The following is a 26,218-nucleotide window of genomic DNA, read 5'->3' as shown; positions in this document are numbered from 1 at the left end:
GGACGGCGCCGTCAGCCGTTGCCGCGGAGCTTGCGGACCACCTTTTTCGCCGTCGGCAAGGCCGTGTTCCAGGTGGTGTACAAGCGCGAGAACGCGACGTCGATCGAGCCGACCAGCTCGTCGGTGTGCTTGGCGAAGCTCTTCTTGAAGTCGCTGATGCCGTCGTTGAGCAGACCGTTCATGTCGTACCGCACGAGGCCCTGCTCGCGGGCGATCTCGATGGTGCGCCAGTAGGTCGGCGCGGTGGCCGTCGCCTTGCGGCCGGCGTCGTTGCCGCCGCCGTACAGCAGGAACGACGTGCTCGCCGAGTTGACGCACCACGCGAAGCACGCCGGCACGTCGTCGACGTAGGTCGCCACCAGCACCGACTTGTCGCCGAGCGACCGGTTGATGTCGAGGTAGTACTCGTCGGAGTGGATCGCGAAGCCCGCTCGCTCGGCGGTCTCCTTGTAGACGTCGAGCACGCGCAGCACCTCCGCGTCCTCCGTCACCCGGCGGATGTCGAGGCCCAGGCGGGCGCCCTTGCGGATCTCGTACCGCGTGGACTTGCGCATGTCGCCGAGCAGCTCGTCGGCAGGCCGGGTGAGGTCCAGGATCAGCGTGCTCGGGATCAGGATGTGGTTCGACGCCTGCCGCCGTCCCGCCAGGTCCAGCGGCGTACCCGCGGGCCAGTCCGGCTCGATGGTGATGCCGACGCCGCCCACGTTCTCGCGCGCCCACTCCACCACCGTGTTGGTCACGGCGTTGCGCGTCGCCGAGTCGCCGACGCCGAAGACCGCCTGCGCCGTCTCGCCGTCGTGGTGCGCGACGACCGGCCCGCGCGGCACGTACGACAGCGCCTTGAACTGGGCGGGCAGCGGCCGCACGAGCAGCTGGGCCAGGCCGACCGTGGTGCCGTCCTCGGTCACCCGGAGCCGGTGCGCGCGCCAGTTGCCGGCCGCCTTCACCTCGCCCCATCCCCACAGCTGGAGCGGGTGTCCGCCGAGGGCGAGCACCTCGCGGTCCCAGGTCGAAGGTTCGGTGACTACGTCGACGGCGAGCGTGATGGGCTCCGACAGGGCTGGCATGGGGACGACTCTACTGGGGCAGGGGTGACGCTTTCACACCCGGATCGCGAGCCGCGTCGGTGAACGCCCGCTCCAGGGCGCCCGCCAGCAGCCGGAGCTGCCACTCGCGCGCCCCTCGGCCGCGCAGGAACTCGGCGATGCCCGCGGCGTCGGCGGGGACCGGTGGCGTCCAGCACAGGCGACGCAGCGCGTCGGGCTGCAGCAGGTTCTCGACCGGGACGTTCAGCTCCTCGGACAACGCGGTCATGAGCTCGCGCGCCGCAGTGAGGCGGCGGGCGGCGGTGGTGTCCCGGTCGCCCCAGGTGCGCGGCGGCGGCGGGCCGTCGGAACGCGGCCCGCGCACCGAGGGCAGCGCCGACTCGGGCAGGGCGCGCGCGTCGTCGATCGCCTTCTGCCAGTACGCGGCGCGGCGCTTGGTGCCCTTGCCCGCGAACTCCGGCAGGGCGACGAGCTGGCCGGCGGTCTTCGGCATGGCCTTCGCCGCCGCGACGATCGCCCGGTCGGGCAGTACCCGGCCCGGCGAGATGTCGCGCGCCTGGGCGCTCGCGTCCCGCGCGATCCACATCGCCCGGACGGCGGCGACCTGGCGCGGGTTGCGCAGCACGTGCATGCCGGAGGTGCGGCGCCAGGGATCGATCCGCGGCGGCGGCGGGGGAGCGGTGCGCACCGCCTCGAACTCCTGGGCCGCCCACTCGGTCTTGCCCGCGGCCTCCAGTCGCTCGGCGAGGCGGTCGCGCAGCTCCACGAGCACCTCGACGTCGAGCGCGGCGTACCGCAGCCAGTCCTCCGGCAGGGGGCGCGTGGACCAGTCGACCGCCGAGTGCTCCTTGGCCAGCCCGAGGCCCAGCACCTCCGCGACGACGGCGGCGAGCCCCACGCGCTCCATGCCGAGCAGGCGCGCGGCGAGCTCGGTGTCGAAGACCCGTGCGGGGCGCAGGCCGTGCTCGGCGAACCCGGGCAGGTCCTGCGAGGCGGCGTGCAGGACGAACTCGGCGTCGCCGACGGCCTCGCCGAGCGGCGAGAGGTCAGGGACGCCGACCGGGTCGATCAGCGCGGTGCCCGCACCCTCCCGCCGTACCTGGACGAGGTAGGTGGCCTGGCCGTACCGGTACCCGGACGCGCGCTCGGCGTCTGCCGCTACCGGTCCGGAGCCTGCGGCGAACGCCTCGACGACCCGCGCGAAAGCGCCCTCCGTCGCGACGACGGAGGGCAGGCCGTCGGCCGGCTCGGTCAGTGGCGTGACAGGTGCCGGCACGGGTGTCGATGTCTCCGCAGGGAGTCCTCGCTCCGTGGTGGTCATGGACCTACCGTATGGCGTTGCTTCGATCGGTCGGTAAAACGCCTGGTGAGCGTCGCGACGCCCTCGGGGAGCGGAGGCACCCCCGCGGCCATGGTGAGCAGCGTCGCCCACGCGCCCAGATGGGTGCCGAGCTGGGTGTCGAGCGGGGTCCACGACGCGCGGATCTCGAGGTCCACCGCGCCGGGAGAGCCTTCCAGCGCGCCGTAGCTCTGCGAGAGCACGCGCGTGACCGTCCCGCCCTCGGCCACCGTGTCCGTGCCGCGCACCAGCCCCGCGGACTCGAGGGCCTCGCCCACCCAGGACCAGGCGACGTCGGCCAGCATGGGGTCCGCCGCCATCTCCGGCTCGAGCGAGGCGCGCACCAGGGTCACCACCCGGAACGTGCCGTGCCAGGCCTCCTGGCCCGCCGGGTCGTAGAGCACGACGAAGCGGCCGGTGGCCAGCGGTTCCTCGGCGTGGTCGTGGTCGTCGGAGAGGTTCCGGCCGGCCGGTCCCGGCGGGGCGCCGGGCAGCACGTCGCCCGAGAGCGCGATGCTGAACGGGGCGACCCGGCGCGGGGCCGGGATCTCCGTGAGGCGCACCTCTGAGCGCAAGGCCTGACGCCGCAGGTCGGCGAGAGCCGCTGCGAAGTCGACGGGGACGCCGGTGGGCGGGCCGCTGGTCACCACTTCACGGTACGTCCGCACCGCATTCTCCACGCGGAGGCGCGCGGCGGTCGCCGGAACGTGATCTGCCCGCCCGGCGGACGGCGCGGCGCTACCGCGACCCCGGCCCACTAGGCTGGTCGCGGGTCACGGCACGTCTCGCACGTACGCCGGCCCGTACCCACTTCTTAAGGAGCAAGAACGTGTCAGGCACAGCACAGATCGGCGTCACCGGGCTGGCGGTGATGGGTCGCAACCTCGCGCGGAACTTCGCACGTCACGGCTACACGGTGGCGGTCCACAACCGCTCGTACGCCAAGACCGAGTCCCTGGTGGCGGAGCACGGCAGCGACGGCGAGTTCGTGCCGAGCGAGTCGCTCGCCGACTTCGTCGCGTCGCTCGAGCGCCCGCGCAAGGTAGTCATCATGGTCAAGGCCGGCGGTCCCACGGACGCCGTCATCGACGAGCTGGTGCCCCTTCTGGAGGAGGGTGACATCGTGGTCGACGCCGGCAACGCGCACTTCCCGGACACGATCCGGCGCGAGGCGGCCCTCAAGGAGCACGGCCTGCACTTCGTCGGTACCGGGGTCTCCGGCGGCGAGGAGGGCGCGCTGAACGGCCCGTCCATCATGCCGGGCGGCACGCCCGAGTCGTACGCGTCGCTCGGCCCCATCCTGGAGGACATCTCCGCGAAGGTGGACGGCGTTCCCTGCTGCACCTACGTGGGCTCAGACGGCGCGGGCCACTTCGTCAAGATGGTGCACAACGGCATCGAGTACGCCGACATGCAGCTCATCGCCGAGGCGTACGACCTGCTGCGTCAGGGGCTGGGTGCGACGGCGGCCGAGATCGGCCAGATCTTCGCGCAGTGGAACACGGGCGACCTCGAGTCGTTCCTCATCGAGATCACCGCCGACGTCCTGCAGCACGTGGACGCCGAGACCGGCCAGGCGTTCGTCGACATCGTCCTGGACCAGGCCGAGCAGAAGGGCACGGGCCGCTGGACCGTGCAGAACGGCCTGGACCTGGGCGTGCCGATCACCGGCATCGCCGAGGCGACGTTCGCCCGCGCGCTGTCCGGCTCGGTGCCGCAGCGCACCGCCGGCCTCGCCGCCCTGCCGGCCCACGCGGCCGAGTGGGAGGTCAAGGACCGGGACGCGTTCATCGAGGACGTCCGCCAGGCCCTGTACGCCTCCAAGGTCGTCGCCTACTCGCAGGGCTTCGACCAGATCGCGGCGGCCGCCGCCGAGTACGACTGGGCGATCGACCGTGGCGCCATGGCCCGCATCTGGCGTGGTGGCTGCATCATCCGCGCCCGGTTCCTCAACCGGATCACCGAGGCCTACGAGCGCGACGCGGCCCTGCCCCTGCTGCTCGCCGACCCGTACTTCACCGACGCCGTCGCGAGCGGCCTGCCCGCATGGCGCCGCGTGGTGGCCGGTGCGGCACAGAACGGCGTGCCGACGCCCGCCTTCTCCTCCTCGCTCGCGTACTACGACGGCGTCCGCGCCGAGCGGCTGCCCGCCGCTCTGGTGCAGGCGCAGCGCGACTTCTTCGGCGCGCACACCTACAAGCGGGTCGACCGCGAGGGCACGTTCCACACCGAGTGGTCCGGCGACCGCACGGAGGCTGAGGCGTGAGGGGTTTCCCCGCGGACAAGGGGCTCGTAGGCGGCGGCGGGGAGGTTCCCGTCCCGGACCTGATGGTGGTGGGGATCGGCGGTGACGTCGGCATGTACGCCCTCGCGCGCGCGTTCCACGAGCAGTACGGCACCCATTCCGTGGTGCTGTCCAAGGTCGCCACCCGTGCCATGCAGGACTCGGCGATCGTCGACAACGTGGTGGTGCCGGGCATCGACGAGGTGGACGTGCTCCTGTCGACCCTCGAGGGCCTGGCGCAGCAGCACCGGGACAAGGTGCTGGTCCTGCTGACCAACGCCGACTGGCACGTGCGCACGCTCATCGTGCACCGGGAGCGCCTGGAGGCCGCCGGCTACGTGCTGGCGTACCCGTCGCTGCCGGTCCTGGAGCAGGTGAGCAGCAAGGAGGGCTTCGCGCAGGTGTGCGACCAGCTCGGCATCCCGACGCCGCGGACGGTGGCGGTCGACGTCGCCAAGCTGGTGGCCGACGGCGGGCGGGCCGCCGTGGCAGCCCTCGAGGTGGACCTGCAGTACCCGGTGGTGGGCAAGCCGTCCAACAGTGCCGAGTGGTACTACGTGGACTTCCCCGGCAAGAAGAAGATCCATCACATCGACTCCCGCGCGGAGCTCGACGTGATCCTGGGTCACCTCGCCGACGCGAAGTTCCCCGGCACGTTCCTGGTGCAGGAGTTCATCCCGGGCGACGAGACGCAGATGCGGTCCCTGACCGCCTACCGCGACACGTCGGGCGAGGTGACACTTCTGGCGACCGGCCGGGTGCTCCTGGAGGAGCACACGCCCGGCACGCTGGGTATCCCGGCCGCCATCCTGGTGGAGGCGTACGACGACGCGATGGAGGCAGCCACTCGCTTCCTCGACGCCACGAACTACGTCGGGTTCGCGAACTTCGACTACAAGCTGGACCCGCGCACGGGGCAGCACGTGTACTTCGAGGTGAACCCCCGCATCGGGCGGAACAACTACTACGTCACCGCGGGCGGGGCCAACGTGGCCCGCGTGCTCGTGGAGGACTGGGTGCTGCACCGGCCGATCCGCCCTGTGCGGGCCGTGCACGACGTGCTCTACACGGTGGTGCCGTACGGCCTGCTGTCCAAGTACGTGCTCGACCCGGAGCTCAAGACCCGGATCAAGGCGCTCAAGGCCAGCGGCGACGTGATCAACCCCCTGAAGTACGACCGTGACTCCGGCCTCAAGCGCCGGCTCATCGTCGAGGCGATCACGCAGAACTACCGCCGCAAGTACGCGCAGTACTACCCGGAGCCGACGGCGACGGGGTACTGACCCCTCCGCTGTCGCGTCACCGTCTCGGATGCCCAGGCCACCCCGGAGGCCTGGGCATCCGGCGTTTCCGGGGGCGCCGTCACCGATGGGTAGTTCTGCCCGAAGTTAAGCCTTGCGCACTGTGTGGCTGATCGGGACACTGTGTGCGCACTTGCTGGATATTTCTGGCATGAATCGTGAGAGAGGTTTCACCCCGATGTCGTTCATCGAGTCGATCAAGACCGTGCTGTCCAAGTACGCGGTCTTCAACGGGCGCGCCCGGCGTTCCGAGTTCTGGTGGTACTACCTGGCCTACTTCATCGTGCTGACGGTCCTCTATGTCGCGCTGATCGTGCCGGGCCTCACCGCCTTCACGTCCGCCACCATGGAGGCCGCCGTGGTGGGCACGACGCCGCCGGCGATGCCCACCTCGCTGGCGATCGGGCAGCTCATCACGTCGCTCGTCGCGCTCGCGCTGCTCCTGCCGACCATCGGCGTGAGCGTCCGCCGCCTGCACGACACCGACCGGTCCGGCTTCTGGTACTTCCTGCACCTGGTCCCGCTCGTCGGCACGATCATCCTGCTCGTGTGGCAGGCCGGCGCAGGCACCCCCGGTCCGAACCAGTACGGCCCGGACCCCAAGGCCCTGCCGCAGTCCGCTGCCGCCTGACCTAGCCTGAGCTGATGAACAGCACCCGTCCCGTCCTCGTCGTCGGGGCGAGCGGATTCGTCGGCAGCCGGGTCGCACGCGGCCTGGCTGCCGACGGCCGCGCGGTGCTCGCCGTGGCGCGCCACACGCTGCCCGAGCGGGTCACCGTCCAGCCCAGCGTGATCCCCGTGCTCGGCGCGGACCCGGCCGCCCAGGCGGACGCCGTCCGCGAGGCCTGCGCCCGGGCCGGCGTCCCGCTGCCCGGCGCTGTGGTCGCGTCGATCGGCGGCTGGCAGAAGGGTCCGGACCTGCTCGACCTGGACCCGGCCGAGTGGTCCGCCACGCTGGCGTCCCACCTCACGGCGCACCTCGACGCCGCACGCGCACTCGCGCCGCTGCTCGGACCGGGCGACCCCTACGTGGTGCTCAACGGCGCGGCGTCCCGCGAGGCCATGGCCGGGTCCGGCGCCGTCAGCGTCACCGGAGCCGGTCTGGCGATGCTGGTCCAGGTGCTGCGCCTGGAGGCCCAGCGGGCCGGTGCTGTGCCGCCCGTCCGCTTCCACGAGCTCGTCATCGACCATGCGGTCGCAGGCGACGACCGCAACGAGGACCCGGCCCAGACCAGGGCCCCCGCCCAGGTGGTGCGGGCCCTCGGTGAGCTGCTGGACGACCCCGGCGCACCCGCCGTCCTGCACGTGTGACGTTGCTCTCGCGGCACGCCCCACGTACCACGACGCCGGTAATCTCTTGCCTCGTGACAACCACCGCCACCGTCCACAGCCAGACCGCGACGACCGCCCTGTGCGCCGTCCGACCGCAGGTCCCTGTCGACAGGCTCGTCACCGATCTCGTGCCGCCGCGGCACTTCGCGAACGCCCGCTTCGCGACCTACCGCGCCAACCCGGCACACCCCAGCCAGGGCCGCGCGCTCGCCCGGCTCCAGGAGATCGCCGCGGAGATCACCGCCCCCAGGCGCGGCCTGTTCACCCGCCGCAAGGTGGCGCCGGCGGTCTACCTCGACGGCGGTTTCGGCGTCGGCAAGACGCACCTGCTCACCTCGCTCGCGCACGCCGTCGGCGAGGCGCTCGGCTCCGGGAAGGCCGCCTACGGCACCTTCGTCGAGTACACCAACCTCGTCGGGGCGCTCGGGTTCCACGCCACGGTCGACGCGCTGGCGACCAAGAAGCTGGTCTGCATCGACGAGTTCGAGCTCGACGACGCGGGCGACACCACCATCATGTCCCGCCTCATGCGAGAGCTCGCGGACCGGGGCGTGGCGCTCGCCGCGACGTCGAACACGCTGCCCGACGCGCTCGGTGAGGGACGCTTCGCCGCCCAGGACTTCCAGCGCGAGATCAAGGCGCTCTCCGACCGCTTCGAGACCCTGCGGGTCGACGGCCCGGACTACCGCCACCGCGAGGTCGTCACCGACTCCGAGCCGCTGACCGAGGCAGAGGTCGTCGCCGCGGCGGACCGGCCGGGCGGCACGCTCGACGCGTTCGACGACCTGCTGGCGCACCTCGCGACCGTGCACCCCAGCCGGTACGGCGCGCTGCTCGACGGCGTCTCCGTCGTCGCGCTGACCGGGGTGCACCCCGTGACGGCGCAGGAGGTGGCGCTGCGCCTCGTGGTGCTCGTGGACCGTCTCTACGACCGGGACGTGCCGGTGCTGCTCGGCGGGTCGGCGGACACCCGCGGCCTGTTCACCGAGGAGATGCTCGCCGGCGGGTACCGCAAGAAGTACTACCGGGCGCTGTCCCGCCTGGGCGCGCTGGCCGAAGAGGGCCGCAAGCTCCTCTGACGCCTCCCTACTCGTCCGCGCGCAGCCGGCGGCCCGCACGCAGCACCGTCGCCCGGGCCAGCTCGTCGAGGGAGTCCACGAGCACGACGCCGGGCAGGAGGTGCGCGGGTGTCGCCTCCGCCGCGACCGACAGCTCGGTGCACCCCAGCACCAGCGCAGCGGCCCCGCGCCGGCGCAGGTCGGCGATGACGCCCACCAGGGCCGTCAGGTCACCGCCGCGGCCCGCCTTGACGCCGTCGTAGACCAGGGACGTCACGGCCGCCTGGCCCGCGACGTCCGGCACCAGGGTCTTGATGCCGCGGGCGCCGAAGGCGTCGGCGTAGACGCCCGACGCGATGGTCCCCTCCGTCGCGAGGAGGCCGACGGCCTCCGGCCGCGGCCCGCTGAGCCGGCCGGTCCAGGTCTCGCGCGCGAGCACCGCGGACACCGTCACGTCCACCGCGGACAGCAGCGGGACCGGCGTCGCCGCGGCGATCGCGCCGGCGAACGCGTGCGCCGTGCTGCTCGGCAGGACGAGGAAGTCGGCCCCCGCCCCGGCGAGCCGCCGCGCGTCGGCCGCGAGCACCGGGCCGGGATCGTCGGGCGAGCGCCCCAGCACGAACGCCGTCCGGTCCGGGACCGTGGCGTGCTGCAGCACCATCATGTCCACATGGTCCTGGTCGCGTGCGGCGTCGGTCAGCCGGACCACACGCTCCGTGAACAGGACCGTCGCGAGCGGCCCCGCTCCGCCCAGCACGCCGACGACAGGGGGTACCACTGCGTGGTTGCTCATGTCCCTAAAGACGGGCGACGTCCGAGGAACGTTGCGCCCCGGAGCGGGTGAACCGCAGGTCAGCTGGCCGCGAGGCGGGCCTTCTCGGTCTCGACGTCGAAGTCGGCCGGCGGCCAGCCCAGGTCCAGGGACCGCAGGGCACCCGTCAGCAGCTCGGTGACCGCGAGGCGGGCGTACCACTTCCGGTCCGCCGGCACGACGTACCAGGGCGCCACCTCGGTGGAGGTACGGTCGAGCATCTCCTGGTACGCCGCCAGGTACTCCGGGAGCCTGGTGCGGACGTCGATGTCCCCGGGGTTGTACTTCCAGTGCTTGTCGGGCCGTTCGAGCCGCTCGGCCAGGCGCGCCTTCTGCTCGTCCGCCGACACCATGAGGGCCACCTTCACGATCAGGGTGCCCGACGCCGCCACCTCCGCCTCGAACTCGTTGAGCTCGTCGAAGTGCTTGCGCCAGGTCTCTGGCGGCTCGAGGTGGTTGACCCGCACCACGAGCACCTGCTCGTGGTGCGACCGGTCGAAGACCCCGAGGTAGCCGGGGCGGGGGAGCGCGTTGCGGACCCGCCAGAGGTAGTCGTGCCGCTGCTCCTCCTCGGTCGGGACGCCGAACCCCCTGTGCTGCACGCCCTGCGGGTCCACCATGCCGACGACGTGGCGCACGATCCCGCCCTTGCCCGCGGTGTCGAGGCCCTGCAGGACCAGCAGGACCGACCGGTCGCCACCGGTACGGCCGTGCGCGAAGAGGCGTTCCTGGAGCTCCGCGAGCTCCGGCCCGCGCGCCGCCAGCAGCTCCTCGCCGTCCGCCTTCTTGCCGGACCAGCCGGGCGTGGCCGACTGGTCCATGGCGGTCAGGTCGGTCCCGCGCACCCAGCGCAGGGCGTCGTCCGCCGAGGTCTTCCACAGCTTCTCGGGCTTCTTCGCCATCGTGGTGCCTCCTTCGCGGGACCGGCCGACGCCGGCGCCAGGAACCCAGGCTCGCAGGTCAGCTGTCCGCGCGCAGCACGGCGGTCATCCGGGGCGGCACCGTGAGGGTGTCGCCCACCAGCCGGGTGGCACCCGGCTCCCAGGCCGCCGCGAGCTTGAACGCCCCGGGGAGCGGCGCCTTGCCCGCCCCCTCGGCCGGCCGCAGCAGGCTGCCCAGGCGCAGCGCGGCGAGGCCGTGGCCGGTGTTGAGGACGAACGCCAGGCTGCCGCGCAGCACCGCGATGACCGACCGGTCCGCCGTGGAGCGGATCTCCAGCGGCAGGTCCAGCTCCTCGCTGATGTCGTGCCGGATGGAGATCAGGTCGCGTGCCCAGCGCACCAGGCGCCGCTCGTTCTCGTTGCGGGGGACCACGGGTGCGTGCACGGTGTCGAGCACCAGCGGGTTGCCCGCGAGGATCACGGTGGCGAGCACGCTGGAGCGGATGTCGACGTCGTCCACCCCCAGGAGGGCCGTCGCGGGACTCTCCTCGCCCGCCCACGGCACCGTGAGCTGCGCGGCGGGGAGCCGGGTGATGTCCTCGACCACGCTCGCGCCGGCCCGGACCCGGGTGCGGCGCCCGCTGTTCTGGCTGTTCTGGCGGGTCGCGCGGCGCACCGACGGGTGCACCAGGTCGGCGAGCATCTGCAGCGCCTGGATGTCCTCGGTCTTGCCCGGCCCGGACAGGATGCGCAGCAGGATGGTGGTCAGCCGGTCGCTCCGGCCGGGGCCGTCCACGAGCAGGCTGAAGCGCCGGTCGAGCTGTTCGCCCATCCCGACGACGTAGTCCGCGAGCTCACCCAGGAACGGGGTGGGCGAGCGGTCGACGAGGGCGTCGACGTCGAGCACCAGGCCGTCCACGTGGTACTCGCGCAGCCAGTGCCGCGCGTCGTCGACGAGAAAGTCGCGGGGCCCGCGGCTGCCGCTGCCGTCGAGGTTGATGCGGTCGCCCACGAAGTCGGTGCGGACCGTCGGGGCGGACGGGACCTTGCCCGCCCGCGTGCCGATGCTCGGCACCTGTCCCGTGCGGAGCTGGATGGGGCCCGTCCGCGGCCGGTCCAGGGGCACCTGGCCGGTCCGGGGGCGCATCGCCTGCAGTGCGTGCTCGCCGGCGTCGCCGACGTCGGAGCGCGGCGGCCGCGGCCGGCCGCCCCCGCTCAGGTACGGCCCGTAGGCCTCCAGCCCGAGCTCGTCCGCGACGGCCCAGCGGTAGGGGATGTCCAGCACGACGGCGAGGCCGACGGCGTGCGCCGCGTCGATGAAGCGCTGCAGCGCACGCGGGCCGCCGTAGGGCTCGTGCACCGAGTACAGGCGCACACCGCGCGTCGGCCCGACGGCGGGGTCGAACGCGGCGACCGGCGCGAGCTCGACGCCGTCGGCCCCGAGCTCGGCGATCGTCGGCAGCAGCGCCGCGGCGGCGTCGAGCGTGCCCTCCGGGGTGAACGTCTCGACGTCCACGTGCATGAGGACGCTCGTGGTGAGGTCAGGCGGTGACCACGAGCCGTCGGTCCACTCGAACGCCGGGTCGAAGACCCTGGTGGGTCCGTGGATGCCCTGCGGCAGCCACACGCTCCGCGGGTCGGGCAGCAGCGGGCCGCCGTCGACCGAGTAGCCGTAGTCGGTGCCGTGCCCGAGCACGCTGTCGGCGCCCCAGTACCCGGGCTCGCCGGCACCGACGAGGCGCAGCGGCATGTGCTCGGGCTCGTCCTGCGGGTCGTACGGCACGAGCACCTCGATGACACGCGCGCGCGGGGCCCACACCACCGGCCTCGGCCCGGGAACGGGCATGTCAGGCCCCGGTCGGGGCGGTGGTGTGATTCCCCCGGTTCCACTCCTCGGTCCGGTCACGCCGGACAGCCTAGCCCGCTGTTCCGCTCGGGCGGGTCAGCACCACGACGCTGTGTCCCGTCACGGTGAGACCGGTACCGGCGTCCAGCACCGTTCCGGGCTCGGCGCTGCCGTCGGTGTCCAGCACCACCGTCCAGGCCTTTCCGTAGGTACCGGGCGGCAGAGTGAAGTCCAGGGCCCCGGAATGGGCGTTGAGCAGCAGCAGGAACGAGTCGTCGACGACCCGCTCGCCGCGCCCGCCGGTCTCCGAGATCGCGTCACCGTTCAGGAATACCGCGACGGTCCTGGCGTACGACTGGTGCCAGTCCCTGTCGTCCATCCGCTCGCCCGTGAGGTCGAGCCACTCGATGTCCCCGAGCGCTTCCGTCCCGCTGCCGTCGAAGAACCGGCGGCGGTGCAGGATCGGGTGGTCGCGGCGCAGCCGGACGGCGTGCCGGGCGAACTGCAGCAGCGCCGCACCCTCGTCGTCCAGCTCCCAGTCCATCCACGCGAGCTCGTTGTCCTGGCAGTAGACGTTGTTGTTGCCCCCCTGGGTGCGCCCGATCTCGTCGCCGTGCGCGATCATCGGCACGCCCTGGCTCAGCATGAGCGTGACCAGCAGGTTGCGGCGCTGCCGGGCGCGCAGCTCCCGGATCTCCGGGTCGTCGGTGGGCCCCTCGACGCCGCAGTTCCAGGACCGGTTGTGGTTCTCGCCGTCCTTGTTGTCCTCCCCGTTCGCGTCGTTGTGCTTCTCGTTGTACGACGTGAGGTCGGCGAGCGTGAAGCCGTCGTGGGCCGTGACGAAGTTGATCGACGCGATCGGCAGCCTGCCGTTGTGCTCGTACAGGTCGCTCGACCCCGTCAGGCGGGAGGCGAACTCCGGAAGTGTGGACGGCTCCCCGCGCCAGAAGTCGCGCACGGTGTCGCGGTAGCGGCCGTTCCACTCGGTCCACAGGGGCGGGAACCCGCCCACCTGGTAGCCGCCGTCGCCCAGGTCCCAGGGCTCGGCGATCAGCTTGACCTGGGAGATCACCGGGTCCTGGTGCACGATGTCGAAGAAGGCGCTAAGCCGGTCGACCTCGTGGAACTGGCGGGCCAGGGTCGCCGCCAGGTCGAAGCGGAACCCGTCGACGTGCATCTCCTCGACCCAGTAGCGCAGCGAGTCCATGATGAGCTGCAGCACGGCGGGGGAGCGCATGAGCAGCGAGTTGCCGGTGCCGGTGGTGTCGAAGTAGTGCGCCTCGTCGCCGTCGACGAGCCGGTAGTAGGCGGCGTTGTCGATCCCACGGAAGCCCAGGGTGGGGCCCAGCTGGTTGCCCTCGGCGGTGTGGTTGTAGACGACGTCGAGCAGCACCTCGATGCCTGCCTGGTGCATCGCCTTGACCATGGACTTGAACTCCATGACCTGCTCTCCGCGGGTGCCATAGCCCGCGTACCCGTTGTGCGGGGCGAAGAACCCGATGGTGTTGTAGCCCCAGTAGTTCGTCAGGCCCTTGGCGGCCAGCGACGGGTCGGTGACGAACTGGTGCACCGGCATCAGCTCGATCGCCGTGACGCCGAGCGTGGTCAGGTGCTCGATCACCGCGGGGTGGGCGAGCCCCGCGTACGTGCCGCGCATCTCGTCGGGGACGTCGGGGTGGCGCATCGTGAGGCCCTTGACGTGCGCCTCGTAGATCACGGTGTCGTGGTACGGCGTGTCCGGCGGACGGTCGTGGCCCCAGTCGAAGAACGGGTTGACCACCACCGAGACCATGGTGTGGCCGAGGGAGTCGGAAGACTCCGGCGTCGTGCCCGTCGTGGTCTGCTCCACGTCGTCGAACGAGTACGAGAACAGGGCCGGGTCGCCGTCGAGGTCGCCGTCCACCGCCTTGGCGTACGGGTCGAGCAGGAGCTTCGCCGGGTTGCAGCGGTGGCCCGACGCCGGGTCGTACGGCCCGTGCACGCGGTACCCGTACCGCGTGCCGGGGCCGACGCCGGGCAGGTAGACGTGCCACACGTGCGCATCGGTCTCGGTGACGGCGATGCGGGTCTCGGTGTCGTCGTCGGCCAGCAGGCACAGCTCCACCTGCTGGGCGACCGACGAGTAGAGCGCGAAGTTGGTACCCGTACCGTCGAACGTCGCGCCGAGGGGGTAGGGGCGCCCTGGCCAGGTCTGCATCCGACGATCATCACACCCCGGCGGGGTAGGTGGGGGGAGATCTGCGTGCTGGGCGTGCCGTCGCGGTGGAGGCTTGGCGAGGATTAGAAATACTGTGCCAAGCGGATGTGCAGCCGCCCCGGTTTCTGCGAGAATGTGTTCATGATCACGGGGGAACCCCAGCCCGCCACCGAGCCCGCAGACTCAGGTCCGACCGATCTGGTCGACGAGTCGAACGCTTTCTATGCACGTATCGCGCCGCCGGCCGTCCGCCGCGCCGCAACCCGCCGGGGCCTGCTCGGCGGCGGAGACGCCTCCAAGGCGCCGCGCAACCTCGCCGACTGCGCACTCGACCCGATCTCCGGATCCTCGAGCGGGGTGTCCTGGGACGACCCGGAGGAGCTCTGACGGACCTCGCCTAAGGGGCCGTGCCGAGGGCCCCGTCAGCGGGGCAGCCGCCCCGGGCCCACGGGGATGAGGCGTGGCATGCCCGCCGGCGCTACCTGGCTCAGGGCCAGGTAGCGCGCCTCTGCCCTGTGCAGGCGGATGTGCTCGTCGAGCGACCACTGCGGCCCGTTGGTCAGCGTCATACCGCAGGAGCAGTCGATCTCCTCGCGGTCGCCGGCCAGGTGCCGCACGAGGCCCACGGTGACGTGGGAGGCGCGGGCATCTGCCTTGGCCCGGTGCATGGCAGCGCTGACGGGCGCGTGTTCGCTCACGCCCGCCAGACTAGCGCCCGCCAGATCAAGCGCTGAGTGAGTGAGATTTGCCCTCCCGAGCGCTCCGAGAGGGCAAATACCCAGCACTCAACGGATGTGGTCGAGGGCCTGTTCGACGTCGTCCAGCAGGTCCGTCACGTCCTCCAGGCCTACCGACAGGCGGACGATCGACGGCGACACCTCGGCCTCCGTGCCGCGCACCGAGGCGTGCGTCATCTCGCTCGGGTAGTTGACCAGCGACTCGACCCCGCCGAGCGACTCGGCGAGCAGGAAGACCCGGGTCGACTCGGCGAACGTGCGTGCGGCGCGCTCGCCGCCGGCCAGCTCCAGCGAGATCATGCCGCCGAAGCGCGACATCTGGTGCGCGGCGGTCTTGTGACCCGGGTGCTCGGGCAGGCCGGGGTAGAGCACGCGGGCCACCGCAGGGTGCTCGACCAGGCGCTCCGCGAGCGTCTGGGCGTTCTCGGAGTGGCGCTGCATCCGCACGGAGAGGGTCTTGATGCCCCGCGTGGTCAGGAACGCGTCGAACGGGCTGGACACCGCGCCCGCTGCGAACTGCACGTAGCGCACCTGCTCGGCGAGTTCCTCGCCGCCGTTCGCCACGACCACCGCCCCGCCGACGACGTCGGAGTGCCCGCCGAGGTACTTGGTCGTGGAGTGCACCACCACGTCGGCACCGAGGTCGAGCGGGCGCTGGAGGGCGGGCGACGCGAACGTGTTGTCCACGACCAGGAGCAGGCCCGCCTCCCGGGCCAGGCCGGCCAGCGCGGGGATGTCGCTGATCTTCATCAGCGGGTTCGACGGCGTCTCGACCCACAGCACCTTGGACTCGGGCCGGATCGCGGCGCGGACGGCGTCGAGGTCGGCGGTGTCCACCGTCGTGTGCTCGACGCCGGCCTTGCCGTGGATGGTGCGGACGAGCCGGTGCGTGCCGCCGTACACGTCGTTCGGCACGAGCACGTGGTCCCCGGGCGCGAGCACGGCCCGCAGCAGGGCGTCCTCGGCGGCGAGGCCGGACGCGAACGAGATGCCCTGGGTGCCGCCCTCGATGGCCGCGAGCTGCTCCTCCAGCGCGGTCCGGGTCGGGTTGCCCCCGCGCGAGTACTCGTACCCGCCGCGCAGCCCGCCGATGCCGTCCTGCGCGTAGGTGGAGGTGACGTGGATGGCCGGGATCGCGTCGCCGGTCGTCGGGTCGGGGTGCTGTCCCGCGTGGATCGCGAGGGTGTCAAAGCGGTTGGGTCGGATGTCGGTCATGGTGCTCTCTCTTCGAGGGTCAGTGCTGCGAGCTGATGCGGGGAGGTGCGGCGAGTGGGCGGGCCCGGGCGGGCGGCGCGGTGGGTCAGACGGCGAGGTAGTCGAGCAGGTCCGAGCGCGACACCACGCCGAGCGCCTTGCCGCCGTCGGTGACGAGCAGGGCGCTGTCGGTCGCGAGCGCCGCGCGCAGCGCCCCGACGGGCTCGTTGACGCCGACGAGCGGCAGCGGCCTGCCGATGAGCCCGCCCACCTCGTCGGAGAGGTTGACCGTGCCCGCGAACACGCCGTCGAGCAGGTCGTCCTCGTGCACGGCACCGGCCACCTCGCCGAGCACGACCGGTGGTTCGGCGGCGAGTACGAGCAGCTGCGAGACGCCGGTGTGCGTCATCCGGTCGATGGCGTCCCGGACCGTGTCGGTCCGGTGCACGAAGACCAGGGGCGGGGTGCGGTCCGCCTTCGCGGCCAGGACGTCGGCGACCGTGTGGTCCTCGATCGCGGGGGAGAACCCGTAGGACCGCATCCACGTGTCGTCGAAGATCTTGGCGAGGTAGCCGCGGCCGCCGTCGGGCAGCAGGACCACCACGACGTCGTCGGGGCCGAGGTCGCGGGCGGCGCGCAGCGCGGCGACGACGGCCATGCCGCTGGACCCGCCCACCAGGATGCCCTCCTCGCGCGCCAGGCGCCGGGTCATCGCGAACGACTCGGCGTCGTTCACGGCGATGATCTCGTGGGGGACTGTGGGGTCGTAGGCGGTCGGCCAGAAGTCCTCGCCGACACCTTCGACCAGGTAGGGGCGGCCGGTGCCGCCCGAGTACACGGAGCCCTCGGGGTCGGCGCCGATGATGCGCACCGCGCCGTCGGACACCTCGCGCAGGTATCGGCCCGTGCCCGTGATGGTGCCGCCGGTGCCGACGCCTGCCACGAAGTGGGTCACCTTGCCCTCGGTGTCCCGCCAGATCTCGGGGCCCGTCGTCTCGTAGTGGGAGCGCGGGCCGTTCGGGTTCGAGTACTGGTCGGGCTTGAACGCACCGGGGATCTCGCGCACCAGCCGGTCGCTCACGGAGTAGTACGACTCGGGGCTGTCGGGTGCGACCGCCGTCGGCGTCACCACGACCTCGGCGCCGTACGCCGTGAGCACGTCGCGCTTGTCCTTGCCCACCTTGTCGGGCAGCACGAAGACGCACCGGTAACCGCGCTGCTGGGCGACCAGCGCGAGGCCCACGCCGGTGTTGCCGGAGGTCGGCTCGACGATGGTGCCGCCGGGCCTGAGCTTGCCCTCCCGCTCGGCCGCCTCGATGATGCGGCCGGCGATGCGGTCCTTGGACGACCCGCCGGGGTTCAGGTACTCGAGCTTGACGAGCACGGTCGCGCTGGTCACGCCCTCGGTCACCCGGTGGAGCCGGACGAGGGGCGTGTTGCCGACGAGGTCTACTACGGAATTGGCGTACTGCACCTGTGTTTCTTCCTGTTGCTGGGCGCGCGACGATACGCGCGGACGACGGACGGGTCCGGGGTCAGCGACAGCAACAGGTGAGCGGTGCAAGCACACGGCAACTGTAGGGGCCCGAACCGCTCAGTGCGAGTGCGCGATGCCCAGCTCGTGCATGCGTTCGTGCTCCTCGCGTTCCTTGATGCGCTGCGCGATGCGCTCCTGGACCTCCGGGCGGCGCAGCGGAGGCACCGTCTTGGGCGGCTGACGGCGTTCCGGCAGCGCGTCGAGCAGGCGCGTCACGATCTCCGTGATCTCCTGCGTGGCCTGCTCGACCGGCTCGCGTGTGGCGTCACTCACCTTGGTCACGCCCGTGACCTTGCGCACGAACTGCAGCGCGGCGGCGGTGATCTCCTCGTCGGTGGCGGCCGGTTCGAGGCCGCGTAGCGTCGTGATGTTTCGGCACATGCTCCGACCGTACGCCGGGCTGCGGCGCGGCGGGAGGGGGCGACGTCGACCACAGCAGCTGCTGCCACGAGGGCCCCGTTCTTGGCAGCAGCTGCTGTGCTCAACCTCCGGGTAAGCCTTGGCGGGAGCGGCCCGCCGTGCGGCAGGGTGGGTGCATGCAACCTTTTGCCGTGACCACCGTGCGCGGGGCCACCGCCGAGGACTGGCCGGACATCTGGCCGATCGTGCGCGAGGTCGTGCGCGCCGCCGACACGTTCGCCTACGACCCCGCCATGACCGAGGCGCAGGCCCGGGCGGCCTGGCTGGACGCACCGGTGCGTGTGGTCGTCGCGGTGCGCGACGGCGCGGTGGTCGGCACCGCGAACATGTACCCCAACCGGCCGGGCCCGGGCAGTCATATCGCCTCGGGCAGCATCATGGTCGACCGGGCCGTGCGCGGCACCGGCGCCGGCCGGGCGCTCGTCGAGGACATGATCCGCTGGGCGAGCGCAGAGGGGTTCGCCGCCATCCAGTTCAATGCCGTGGTCGACACCAACGCCGGTGCCGTCCACCTCTACGAGAGCCTCGGCTTCGTGACGCTCGGGGTAGCGCCCGGTGCGTTCCGGCACCCCGAGCTGGGCGACGTCGGGCTGCGGATCATGTGGCTCGACCTGCGCGAGCGGGCCGGCAGGGCATCCTCGTCACCCCGGTGACCCGGCGGCGCCCCGAACAGATCGCCCGGCAGCCCTGAGCCCCGGCCAGTGCGTCAGCTGTTCGGCTGCGCGCCGCCGCCCCAGCGGGCGATGTCCTCGTCGGTCACCTCCACCGGGCCGGTGGCCGGCTGGGTGATCCGGATGTGGTTGCCGAACGGGTCGCGCAGGGCGCAGTCGATCCCGTACGGCTGCTCGACCGGCTCCTCGGTGAACTCGACGCCCTTGGCGCTGAGCTCGGCGTAGGTGCCGCGGCAGTCGTCGGTGGTGAGGATGCACGCGACGCCGAGCGCGCCCTTGGTCAGCAGGTCCCGGACCTGGGCGGCGACCTCCTCGCTCAGCGAGGGCGGCCCCGGCACCTCGAGGAGCAGGTGGCGGTCGGGGTCGGCCGGCAGGGAGACGGTCAGCCAGCGCATGAAGCCCATGTCGACGTCGTTGCTCACGGCGAACCCGAGCTTGCCGACGTAGAAGTCGAGGGCCTCGTCCTGGTCGAGGACGTGGACGGCGGTGATGGAGATGTTCTGGAACATGTCCGTCACGCTACGGCGGCACCGGTGGGGTGCGCTTCTCCGAAACTGCTCAGTCCGGGACGGCCCGGTCGGCGGGCCGCAGCCAGCTCTTCGTGAAGCAGACGGGTGCCACGACCGGGCGCGTGCGGCGCCGGTACTCGCTCGGTGAGACGCCGACGACGTCGCGGAACGTGCGGCTGAACGTCCCGAGGCTGTTGGACCCGACCCGCAGCGCGACGTCGGTCACCGGCGCCGGGGTGTCGCGCAGCAGCGCCATCGCCCGCTCGATGCGCCGCCGCTGCAGGTAGCGGTGCGGCGTCTCGCCGAACGCGGCCCGGAAGCTGCGGCTGAAGTGCGACGGCGAGACATGAGCGATGCGGGCCAGGGTCGGCACGTCGAGCGGTCGGCCGTAGTCGCGGTCGATGGCGTCCCGGGCCCGCAGCAGCCGCCGGTTCTCCTGCTCGCGCGGGGACATCGCCTGGCCCGCCCGCGGGCGGCTGACGGTACTGGACGTCATGCGGTCAGCATACGGCGCCTTGACGCGAGAATCACTAAGTGATTTAGTCACTTCTATGACTCAAGGTAGAGCCTCCTTCTCGGAGCAGCTGGCGGACGACATCGTCGAGCTGATCCGCTCCGAGAGCCTCGGACCCGGCGACGTGCTGGAGTCCTCCCGCGACCTGGCCAAGCGGTTCTCCGTCACCACGCCCACCGTCCGGGAGGCCCTGCGGCGGCTCGAGGCCACCGGCGTGGTCGAGCTGCGGCACGGATCGGGCACGTACATCGGACCGGGCCTCGAACGGTCGGTGCTGGCCAACCCGCATCGGCCGCACATCACCAGGGCCTCGGTGATCGAGCTCGTCCAGGCCCGCCTGGTCATCGAGCCCGGCATCGCGGCGCTCGCCGCGAGCGCCCGCGACGCCGCGGGCCTGCAGCGTCTGGAGGCCGCCACGGCGACGGCGCTGCAGCCCCCGGTGCACGGGTTCCGCCCGGCGATGAACTTCCACGTGGAGCTGGCGGCGGCGTCGGGCAACGGCCTGCTGCGCGAGACGGTGGAGGCGTTGCTGCACGTGCGGGCCCCCGAGCAGACGGAGATCCGGTTCCGGTACGACGACCGCCAGCGGGACCACACCGAGCACCTGGAGATACTGGGGGCGGTGCGCGACGGCGACGGCGCGGCCGCCGAACGGCTCACCCGGGAGCACCTGACGACCATCCGGGAGTCGCTGGAGGCGGCGGACTTCGGCGGGGAGGCGTCGTGAGCGCGCCGGTCCGCCTGGCTGAGATGACGACCCGGGAGGCCGCCGACGCCGCGGCGCGCGGCACGATCGTGCTGATCCCCGCCGGTGCGCTGGAGCAGCACGGGCCGGGCATGGCGCTCGGGACCGACCTGTTCCGCGCCGAGGCGGTGGTGGAGCGGGTCGCCGCGAACCTGGCCGGCCGGGTGGTGGTGGGCCCGTCGCTCCCGGTGGGGGTGTCGCCGCACCACATGGCGTTCGCCGGGACGGTGACGCTGACGACGGTGACGTTCGCCGCCGTCGTGCGCGAGTACGTGACGAGCCTGCACACCCACGGCTGGACGCGGTTCCTGGTGGTGACCGGGCACGGCGGCAACAACGCGACGCTGACGACCGTGGCGCAGGACCTGCTGGTCTCGCACCCCGGGATCCAGCTCGCCTGGTCGCCCCTGACCTCGCTGGCCGGCGACGCGGTCGCCGCGATGACCCCGAGCGCCGTCCACGGACACTCGGGCGAGGCCGAGACGGCGCAGATGCTGCACATCGCACCGCACCTGGTGCACACCGACCGCCTAGAGCCAGGCACCACGACCCCGGACCAGCTCGACGGCGTCTCCCGGACGGCCCGCCACCACGCGCAGCCCGCGCTCACCCTCCCGTACGACCGGCTCAGCCCCAACGGCGTGCTCGGCGACCCGCGCCGCGCGACCGCCGAGGACGGCGCCGCCATTGTCAAGGCCATGGTCGGCCGCATCACCACCTTCCTCGAGGAGTGGCTGGCCGCATAGCCCGGCCCTCTCACCAGCTGGAGCGAACCTCATGACGCACCTGGTCCGCCAGGTGTCCGTCCCGTCATGCCCGGACACGGGCACAAGAAAGGACTCGCATGTCAACGACGACAGCATCATCTGCCCCCGCAGGCGCCGGGGGAGCCCGGCGTCGGCCCGGCCGGCGCGCCGCGCTCCTGGCCGCGCTGGCGCTCGCGGTCTCCGGCTTCACCGGTCCGCTCGGGGCCACCACGGCCTCCGCCGCACCCGCACCCGCACCCGCGCTGTCCGACGCCGCGACGGCGCCGTCGGCCGGCGCGCACCGCTACCTGGCCCGCTCGGCCGGGTGCGGGACCGACCCGGGGCAGGCGCCGGGCAGCAGCGTGCTGCGCACGCTCACCAGCGACGGCCGGGAGCGGACCGTGCAGCTGCACCTGCCCGACGGGTACCGCAGCGACCGTGCCTGGCCGGTCGTGCTCGTGTTCCACGGCCGCGGCAACACCGGCGCGGGTACCGAGGCGTTCGCGGGGCTCGACGCCCTGCCGGCGATCGTGGCCTACGGCAACGGCGTGGTGGGCACGGGCGACGGCGACCGGCAGGCCTGGGAGGGCGCGCCCTACTCGGCGCCCGGGGTCGACGACATCGCCTACACGGACGACCTGCTGGACGCCCTGGAGTCGGACCTCTGCGTCGACACCCGGCGCGTGTACGCGACCGGCAAGTCCAACGGCGCGGGGTTCACCGGCATCCTCGCGTGCGAGCTGTCGGACCGGATCGCGGCGATCGCCCCCGTGGCCGCCGCCTTCTACGGGACCGGCCACCCGGACTGCGCGCCGCAGCGCCCGGTGCCGGTGATCGAGTTCCACGGCACGGCGGACGCCACCATCCCGTATGACGGCAACGCCGACCGCGGCCTCCCGGACATCCAGGACTGGGCAGGCGACTGGGTCGACCGCAACGGGTGCGCCACCAGGCCCCGTGTCGAGCGGACCGCCGACGACGTGACCACCTATCGCTGGACCCGGTGCGACCGCGGGGCCGACGTCACACACGTCGCGGTGCTCGGCGGCGGCCACACCTGGCCGGGGGAGGACAGCTACTCCGGCGGCGGCTACGCGACGCACAGCATCGAGGCCCACGAGGTCATGTGGGAGTTCCTGCACGACGAGCGCCTGCCGGTCCGGTTCCTGGCCGAGCGCGCCGGACAGGGGGCGACGTCATGACCGCCACCTCCACGCCCGGCACCGCCGGGACACCCGGAACCTCGGGCCCCGAGCCGGACCGCCTGCCCGGCGTGCTGCGCGCGCTCGCCGTCGTCGAACGCCTCGGCAACGCCCTGCCGCACCCGTTCTGGCTGTTCTGGATCCTCGCGGCGATCCTCGGCGTGACCAGCGCGGGGCTCGCGGCAGCGGGCGTCTCCGTCGTCTCCCCGGCCGACGGCGAGGAGGTGGTGGTCCGGAACTTGCTCAGCGGCGAGGGCCTCGCCATGGCCGTCTCCACGGCCATCGACAACTTCGCCACGTTCGGCCCGATGGGCACCATCGTCGCCGTGATCATGGGCGTCGCGATCGCGGAGCGCACCGGCTTCCTGTCGGCGGCCATGAAGGTCTCCGTCTCCCGCGTGCCCGTCGGGTGGGTCGTGTTCGCCGTCGCGTTCGCGGGCACCGTCTCGCACGTCGCGAGCGCCGCCGCCTACATCATCCTGGTGCCGCTGGGCGGGCTCGCGTTCCGGGCGGTCGGGAAGTCGCCGATCCTCGGCGTCGTCGTGGCGTACACGTCCATCGCGTCCGGTTACGACGCGAGCCCCGTGCCGACGCCGAACGACGCCATCTTCGCCGGCATCACCACCGAGGCCGCACGGATCATCGACCCGAACGCCTACGTCTCACCCGTCAGCAACTGGTACTTCAACATCGCGTCCTCGCTGCTGCTGGCGATAGTGATCACCCTGGTCACGAACCTCGTGCTCGCCAAGCGGCCCGACCTGGACGCAGACCCCGACGCGGACCTCGACGACGTCGAGGGCCTGGAGCTCTCACCGCGCGACCGGTCGGCGCTGCGTGCCGCGATGCTCAGCGGCCTCGTCGCCATGCTGGCGGTCGTCGCGGTGGTGCTGCCGCCGTCGTCCCCGCTGCGTGGCGAGGGCGGGAGCCTCACCGAGTCGCCGTTCCTGGACGGCATCGCCGCGATCGTGGCCGTGCTGTTCGCGCTGGTCGGCATCGTGTACGGATGGCGGTCCGGCGCGATCACCAAGGCGGCCGACGTGCCGCGGCTCATGGCCGAGGGCGTGCGCCAGATGGCGCCCGTGCTCGTGCTGTTCTTCGCCATCGCGCAGTTCCTCGCGTACTTCGACTGGACGCACATCGGCGACGTCATCGCCGTGAACTCCGCGGAGGCCCTGGAGTCCACCGGCGTACCGATCTGGGCGGTGTTCCTCGCGATCCTCGCGCTGCTGTCCCTCGTCAACGTGCTCGTGACCAGCGGCTCGGCGATGTGGGCGCTCGCGGCACCGATCGTCGTGCCGATGCTCATGCTGCTGGACGTGCCGGCCGAGACCACGCAGGCGCTGTTCCGCATCGCCGACTCCGGCTCCACGGCGATCACGCCGATGAGCCCGTACTTCATTATGGCGCTCGGGTTTCTCCAGCGGTACCGCAAGAGCGCCGGGATCGGCACCCTCGCGTCCTACACGCTGCCGCTGGCCGTGTGCATGACGCTGGCCTGGACCTGCCTGTTCTTCGCCTGGTGGGCGCTCGGCATCCCGCTCGGCCCGGGGGCGCCGGTGCGCTGACGGACTTCCTGCTCGGCGCCGCCTACGATGCGAGGCGTGACCATGTCGCGCCGGAAGAACCACCAGATCGCCGTGCTGGTGCTGGAGGGCGCCAAGCCGCTCGACGTCGGCATCCCCGCGCAGGTCTTCTCGAACCGGCCGAGCATGCCCTACGAGGTGCGGGTCTGCGGCGCCGCCCCCGGGCTGGTGACCGGTGGCGACGGGCTCTCGTACCACGTGGCCGAGGGCCTGGACGCGCTCGAACGGGCCGACACCGTGTTCGTCCCCGGGTACCGGACGCCCGCTGCCGCAGACCCGCCCGCCGTCGTCGTCGACGCGCTCAAGACCGCGCACGCCCGCGGCGCGCGGCTCGCCGCCATCTCGACCGGGGCGTTCGCCCTCGCCGCGACCGGCCTGCTCGACGGCAAGCGGGCCACCACGCACTGGCACTACACGAAGGCGCTCCGCGAGCGCCATCCGCGGGTCCAGGTGGACGAGAACGTGCTGTTCGTCGACGAGGGCGGTGTGCTCACGTCGGCGGGGGCGGCGTCCGGCATCGACCTGTGCCTGCACCTGGTGCGGCGCGACCACGGCGTCGGGCTGTCCAACCACGTCGCCCGCAGGCTGGTGGCCGCGCCGTACCGCAGCGGGGGACAGGCGCAGTACGTGCCGCGCAGCGTCCCCGAACCGCTCGGCGACGTGTTCGCCGACACGCGCGCCTGGGTGCTGGAGCATCTGGCCGAACCGCTGACGCTCGACGCGCTGGCGCGCAACGCGCGGGTCTCGGCGCGTACGTTCTCGCGTCGGTTCGTGGAGGACACCGGGTACACGCCCATGCAGTGGGTGCTGCGGGCGCGGGTGGACCTCGCACGGGAGCTGCTGGAACGCAGCGACCTGAGCGTGGAGCAGATCGCGCACCGCGTGGGGCTGGGTACCGCGGCCAACCTGCGCCTGCACTTCCACCGGATCCTCGGCACGTCCCCGACGGAGTACCGCCACACGTTCTCCGCCTGACTGTCAGAAACCCCCGCACGTGTCAGACGCTCAGGTCACCGAAGTGACCTGAGCGTCTGACACGTGCGGGGGTTTCTGACAACGCGGTAGAGGGGTGGCGAGATCCTTGCGGGCGGTGGCGTTATGTCTGGCGTGATGCTTGCGCACCATGGCGTTCCAGCCGCTTTCGACGTCGCGTCGGCAGGCAGAGCATGGAGGCATGACACGCATCGCCATCAACGGCTTCGGCCGCATCGGACGTAACTCCCTCCGTGCCCTGCTCGAGCGCGACAGCGATCTCGAGGTGGTCGCGATCAACGACCTCACCGCCCCGGACGCGCTCGCTCACCTGCTCAGGTACGACAGCGCGCTCGGCCGCCTCGGCCGCACCGTGGCGGTCGACGGCGACGAGCTCGTCGTCGACGGCCGCCGCATCAAGGTGCTCGGCGAGCGCGAGCCCGCCAGGCTGCCGTGGGCGGAGCTCGGCGTCGACATAGTGCTGGAGGCCACGGGCCGGTTCACCTCCGCCGACGCCGCCCGCGCGCACCTCGACGCCGGCGCCCGGCGGGTGCTGGTCAGCGCGCCGTCGGCCGGGGCCGACGTCACGCTCGCCTACGGCGTGAACTCCGACGTCTACGACCCGGCCGAGCACGTGATCGTCTCGAACGCCTCGTGCACCACGAACGCGCTGGCCCCGCTGGCCGCCGTCCTGGACGACCTGGCCGGCATCGAGCACGGCTTCATGACCACCGTGCACGCCTACACCCAGGAGCAGAACCTGCAGGACGGGCCGCACCGCGACCTGCGCAGGGCCCGTGCCGCCGCCGTCAACATCGCGCCCACGACGACGGGTGCGGCCAAGGCGATCGGCCTCGTGCTGCCGAACCTGAACGGCAAGCTGTCGGGTGACTCGATCCGCGTGCCCGTGCCGGTCGGCTCCCTCGTTGAGCTCAACACGACGGTCGAGCGCGAGGTCACGCGTGACGACGTCCTCGCGGCGTACCGCACCGCGGCCGACGGCAGGCTCAAGGGCATCCTCGACTACTCCGACGAGCCGCTGGTCTCCAGCGACATCACGGGGGAGGCGGCGTCCGCCATCTTCGACGCCGCGCTCGTCCGCGTCGACGGCAAGCACGTCAAGGTGGTGGCCTGGTACGACAACGAGTGGGGCTTCTCCAACCGCGTGATCGACACGCTGGAACTCTTGGCGCGCGGCTGAACGACGACATACCAACAGGAGCGGTCCTGGCCGGTGGGGGCACTGGGCGGGGCCGCTCTCGTCTCGCTGTCCCCGCGGATGTAGGCCGG

At 72.3% G+C, this 26,218-nt stretch carries 26 protein-coding genes; 13 read left to right on the top strand and 13 right to left on the bottom strand.

The window, feature by feature from the left end:
• Positions 1–11: 11 nt before the first annotated feature.
• From ACQEVI_RS01270 to ACQEVI_RS01260, 3 genes are read right to left on the bottom strand one after another with little or no spacing between them, the layout of a single operon-like run.
• Positions 12–1,067 (bottom strand): lipid II:glycine glycyltransferase FemX, encoded by a 1,056-nt coding sequence (locus ACQEVI_RS01270; protein WP_432893856.1) that lies wholly within the window; start codon positions 1,065–1,067, stop codon positions 12–14.
• Positions 1,068–1,077: 10 nt separating this feature from the next.
• Positions 1,078–2,367: an HRDC domain-containing protein gene (locus ACQEVI_RS01265; RefSeq protein ID WP_432893854.1), complete on the bottom strand. Its 1,290-nt coding sequence runs from the start codon at positions 2,365–2,367 to the stop codon at positions 1,078–1,080.
• Positions 2,364–3,032 carry a DUF3000 domain-containing protein gene (locus ACQEVI_RS01260; protein ID WP_432893852.1) on the bottom strand — a complete coding sequence of 223 codons (669 nt, stop codon included), beginning with the start codon at positions 3,030–3,032 and terminating at the stop codon, positions 2,364–2,366. Before ACQEVI_RS01260 ends, ACQEVI_RS01265 begins: the two co-directional genes overlap by 4 nt.
• Positions 3,033–3,214: 182 nt before the next feature.
• Between ACQEVI_RS01260 and gndA the strand changes: the two genes are divergently transcribed.
• The 5 genes from gndA (at position 3,215) to zapE (ending at position 8,381) form a co-directional block, all read left to right on the top strand.
• On the top strand, positions 3,215–4,651 hold the full coding sequence (gene gndA, locus ACQEVI_RS01255) for an NADP-dependent phosphogluconate dehydrogenase (protein ID WP_432893850.1): 1,437 nt from the start codon (positions 3,215–3,217) through the stop codon (positions 4,649–4,651).
• Complete coding sequence (locus ACQEVI_RS01250) at positions 4,648–5,952, top strand: carboxylate--amine ligase (RefSeq protein ID WP_432893848.1); 1,305 nt, start codon at positions 4,648–4,650, stop codon at positions 5,950–5,952. The genes gndA and ACQEVI_RS01250 overlap by 4 nt, the downstream gene beginning before the upstream one ends.
• A 169-nt stretch (positions 5,953–6,121) precedes the next feature.
• On the top strand, positions 6,122–6,601 hold the full coding sequence (locus tag ACQEVI_RS01245) for a DUF805 domain-containing protein (RefSeq protein WP_432893846.1): 480 nt from the start codon (positions 6,122–6,124) through the stop codon (positions 6,599–6,601).
• Between the two features lie 14 nt (positions 6,602–6,615).
• Positions 6,616–7,281: an SDR family oxidoreductase gene (locus ACQEVI_RS01240; protein ID WP_432893844.1), complete on the top strand. Its 666-nt coding sequence runs from the start codon at positions 6,616–6,618 to the stop codon at positions 7,279–7,281.
• A 53-nt stretch (positions 7,282–7,334) separates the two neighbouring features.
• Positions 7,335–8,381, top strand: a complete 1,047-nt coding sequence (zapE, locus tag ACQEVI_RS01235) for a cell division protein ZapE (RefSeq protein WP_432893842.1) — start codon at positions 7,335–7,337, stop codon at positions 8,379–8,381.
• A gap of 7 nt (positions 8,382–8,388) precedes the next feature.
• Here the strand turns inward: zapE and ACQEVI_RS01230 are convergent, their stop codons facing one another.
• The 4 genes from ACQEVI_RS01230 to glgX all read right to left on the bottom strand — a co-directional run bounded on the left by ACQEVI_RS01230 (position 8,389) and on the right by glgX (position 14,095).
• Positions 8,389–9,153 carry an aspartate/glutamate racemase family protein gene (locus ACQEVI_RS01230; RefSeq protein ID WP_432893840.1) on the bottom strand — a complete coding sequence of 255 codons (765 nt, stop codon included), beginning with the start codon at positions 9,151–9,153 and terminating at the stop codon, positions 8,389–8,391.
• Between the two features lie 59 nt (positions 9,154–9,212).
• Positions 9,213–10,073, bottom strand: coding sequence for a PPK2 family polyphosphate kinase (locus tag ACQEVI_RS01225; protein WP_432893838.1), 861 nt, complete (start codon positions 10,071–10,073; stop codon positions 9,213–9,215).
• A gap of 58 nt (positions 10,074–10,131) precedes the next feature.
• A complete protein-coding gene (locus tag ACQEVI_RS01220) occupies positions 10,132–11,898 on the bottom strand; it encodes a hypothetical protein (RefSeq protein ID WP_432893836.1) in 1,767 nt (588 codons plus the stop codon).
• A gap of 70 nt (positions 11,899–11,968) precedes the next feature.
• Complete coding sequence (glgX, locus tag ACQEVI_RS01215; RefSeq protein WP_432893834.1) at positions 11,969–14,095, bottom strand: glycogen debranching protein GlgX; 2,127 nt, start codon at positions 14,093–14,095, stop codon at positions 11,969–11,971.
• Between the two features lie 141 nt (positions 14,096–14,236).
• On the opposite strand from glgX, the gene ACQEVI_RS01210 reads away from it, so the two are divergent.
• Positions 14,237–14,482: a hypothetical protein gene (locus ACQEVI_RS01210; protein ID WP_133249715.1), complete on the top strand. Its 246-nt coding sequence runs from the start codon at positions 14,237–14,239 to the stop codon at positions 14,480–14,482.
• A gap of 35 nt (positions 14,483–14,517) precedes the next feature.
• On the opposite strand, the gene ACQEVI_RS01205 is transcribed toward ACQEVI_RS01210, so the two are convergent.
• The 4 genes from ACQEVI_RS01205 to ACQEVI_RS01190 all read right to left on the bottom strand — a co-directional run bounded on the left by ACQEVI_RS01205 (position 14,518) and on the right by ACQEVI_RS01190 (position 17,944).
• Positions 14,518–14,793 (bottom strand): hypothetical protein, encoded by a 276-nt coding sequence (locus ACQEVI_RS01205; protein ID WP_377133424.1) that lies wholly within the window; start codon positions 14,791–14,793, stop codon positions 14,518–14,520.
• A gap of 87 nt (positions 14,794–14,880) precedes the next feature.
• On the bottom strand, positions 14,881–16,047 hold the full coding sequence (locus ACQEVI_RS01200) for a cystathionine gamma-synthase (protein WP_432893832.1): 1,167 nt from the start codon (positions 16,045–16,047) through the stop codon (positions 14,881–14,883).
• Positions 16,048–16,132: 85 nt separating this feature from the next.
• Positions 16,133–17,500 carry a cystathionine beta-synthase gene (locus ACQEVI_RS01195; RefSeq protein ID WP_432893830.1) on the bottom strand — a complete coding sequence of 456 codons (1,368 nt, stop codon included), beginning with the start codon at positions 17,498–17,500 and terminating at the stop codon, positions 16,133–16,135.
• Between the two features lie 120 nt (positions 17,501–17,620).
• Positions 17,621–17,944 carry a DUF2277 domain-containing protein gene (locus ACQEVI_RS01190; RefSeq protein ID WP_432893828.1) on the bottom strand — a complete coding sequence of 108 codons (324 nt, stop codon included), beginning with the start codon at positions 17,942–17,944 and terminating at the stop codon, positions 17,621–17,623.
• Between the two features lie 155 nt (positions 17,945–18,099).
• On the opposite strand from ACQEVI_RS01190, the gene ACQEVI_RS01185 reads away from it, so the two are divergent.
• Complete coding sequence (locus ACQEVI_RS01185; RefSeq protein WP_432893827.1) at positions 18,100–18,636, top strand: N-acetyltransferase family protein; 537 nt, start codon at positions 18,100–18,102, stop codon at positions 18,634–18,636.
• A 53-nt stretch (positions 18,637–18,689) separates the two neighbouring features.
• Here the strand turns inward: ACQEVI_RS01185 and ACQEVI_RS01180 are convergent, their stop codons facing one another.
• Positions 18,690–19,163, bottom strand: a complete 474-nt coding sequence (locus tag ACQEVI_RS01180; RefSeq protein ID WP_432893825.1) for a VOC family protein — start codon at positions 19,161–19,163, stop codon at positions 18,690–18,692.
• Positions 19,164–19,212: 49 nt separating this feature from the next.
• A complete protein-coding gene (locus ACQEVI_RS01175; protein ID WP_432893823.1) occupies positions 19,213–19,659 on the bottom strand; it encodes a helix-turn-helix domain-containing protein in 447 nt (148 codons plus the stop codon).
• Positions 19,660–19,714: 55 nt separating this feature from the next.
• On the opposite strand from ACQEVI_RS01175, the gene ACQEVI_RS01170 reads away from it, so the two are divergent.
• From ACQEVI_RS01170 to gap, 6 genes are all read left to right on the top strand, one after another.
• A complete protein-coding gene (locus ACQEVI_RS01170) occupies positions 19,715–20,404 on the top strand; it encodes a FadR/GntR family transcriptional regulator (protein ID WP_432893821.1) in 690 nt (229 codons plus the stop codon).
• Positions 20,401–21,168 (top strand): creatininase family protein, encoded by a 768-nt coding sequence (locus ACQEVI_RS01165; RefSeq protein WP_432893819.1) that lies wholly within the window; start codon positions 20,401–20,403, stop codon positions 21,166–21,168. Before ACQEVI_RS01170 ends, ACQEVI_RS01165 begins: the two co-directional genes overlap by 4 nt.
• Positions 21,169–21,266: 98 nt before the next feature.
• A complete protein-coding gene (locus tag ACQEVI_RS01160) occupies positions 21,267–22,370 on the top strand; it encodes an alpha/beta hydrolase family esterase (protein ID WP_432893817.1) in 1,104 nt (367 codons plus the stop codon).
• Complete coding sequence (locus tag ACQEVI_RS01155; protein WP_432893815.1) at positions 22,367–23,938, top strand: AbgT family transporter; 1,572 nt, start codon at positions 22,367–22,369, stop codon at positions 23,936–23,938. The genes ACQEVI_RS01160 and ACQEVI_RS01155 overlap by 4 nt, the downstream gene beginning before the upstream one ends.
• Positions 23,939–23,980: 42 nt before the next feature.
• Positions 23,981–24,931 (top strand): GlxA family transcriptional regulator, encoded by a 951-nt coding sequence (locus ACQEVI_RS01150; RefSeq protein WP_432905746.1) that lies wholly within the window; start codon positions 23,981–23,983, stop codon positions 24,929–24,931.
• Between the two features lie 199 nt (positions 24,932–25,130).
• The gene (gene gap, locus ACQEVI_RS01145; RefSeq protein ID WP_432893813.1) at positions 25,131–26,129 is read left to right on the top strand and encodes a type I glyceraldehyde-3-phosphate dehydrogenase; all 999 of its coding nucleotides are present in this window, start codon (positions 25,131–25,133) and stop codon (positions 26,127–26,129) included.
• The last annotated feature ends 89 nt before the right edge of the window (positions 26,130–26,218 follow it).

The sequence above is a fragment of the Promicromonospora sp. CA-289599 genome, from assembly GCF_050936155.1.
Taxonomy (GTDB): Bacteria; Actinomycetota; Actinomycetes; order Actinomycetales; family Cellulomonadaceae; genus Promicromonospora.
The sequence above is the reverse complement of the archived record's forward strand: the minus strand, read 5'-3'. Positions and strand labels throughout refer to the sequence as shown.